This window comes from Photorhabdus sp. P32 (assembly GCF_038085095.1).
Lineage (GTDB): Bacteria > Pseudomonadota > Gammaproteobacteria > Enterobacterales > Enterobacteriaceae > Photorhabdus > Photorhabdus luminescens.
This window is the reverse complement of sequence record NZ_JAZGJN010000019.1, coordinates 1-377: the sequence shown is the minus strand read 5'-3', so window position 1 is coordinate 377 and position 377 is coordinate 1. Positions and strand designations below refer to the sequence as shown.

The 377-nt window shown below is 43.8% G+C and carries 1 protein-coding gene; it reads right to left on the bottom strand.

Going from position 1 to position 377, the window contains the following annotated elements:
- Positions 1-69: 69 nt before the first annotated feature.
- On the bottom strand, positions 70-377 hold a 308-nt coding region (locus V2H77_RS00060; protein ID WP_445935435.1), incomplete at its 5' end, for a TorD/DmsD family molecular chaperone.

Below are 377 nucleotides of genomic sequence, written 5' to 3'. Positions count from 1 at the left end.
CTTGAAAGATGACGGGTATAGCAAAAAGGCAAATAATTCGAAATTACTTGCCTTTTTATCATGTTAAAATTAAGAATCCAGCTCTTCTCTTAACGCTTGTAACGCTTCACGAGTAATCATTGCTAATGTCCGGTAGAAACCGGTTGTAGCATGGGCTTCCACCTTCCCCAGAAATTGCCCACACCACGGCAGCAGATATTCATCAAACAGCTCAATCTGCCCCTGAACCTCATCTTCTGCTGCCTGATCCTCCAGCCATGAAGCTCCTAATAGCAAAGAACCAAACTGATCGACTGGCCCATCTGACAATGGCATTCCTCGTTCAATCAGAAATTGACGAATATTGTTTTCACTCTCCCCGGTATAATCAAAACGGC